Origin of the sequence: Gemmiger formicilis (assembly GCF_016901605.1) — a bacterium.
GTDB classification, from domain to species: Bacteria; Bacillota; Clostridia; order Oscillospirales; family Ruminococcaceae; genus Gemmiger; species Gemmiger formicilis_B.
The window spans coordinates 1-482 of record NZ_JACJKP010000431.1 but is presented as its reverse complement, the minus strand read 5'-3'; the positions used below and the strand labels follow the sequence as shown (position 1 = coordinate 482).

The following is a 482-nucleotide window of genomic DNA, read 5'->3' as shown; positions in this document are numbered from 1 at the left end:
CACAGGCGCATACGGTCGAGAAAAATCTCAAAATAATCCATCAACGCGCAGGACGATGTATCAATGCGCAGACGCAAGAGAATCGTCCCGTCGCTGACTTGTACCTGGCTTTCCTTGACAGCGTAATTTACCCGGTCATGAATATCAAACGTACTGGGGTCCTGGTTCCGTACGCGGTTGGTTCGCACATCGGTTTTGTCTGCCAGAATCAGCGCGGCGGCTACGGCATTGACCGGGTAGGCCGTCCCTTCGTCATGATTGCCGATTGCCGTGATTACGGTGGCGACCTCGTCAGGAGCGGCCCCCATTTTATCCAATATCCGAAATGCCATAATGGCGCCGCTTTGGGCGTGGTCGTGACGATTCACAATGTTTCCGATGTCATGCATCCAACCGGCAATTGCGGCCAACTCCGCGGTGCGGGCATCATACCCAAGGGTGAGAAGAATTTCACTGGCCAGCGCGGAAACCCGTCCGGCGTG

At 55.4% G+C, this 482-nt stretch carries 1 protein-coding gene; it reads right to left on the bottom strand.

The window, feature by feature from the left end:
* Nucleotides 1-482, bottom strand: a 482-nt coding sequence (locus tag H6B10_RS15290; protein ID WP_204652339.1) for an HD domain-containing protein, incomplete at both ends; no start/stop codon positions are given.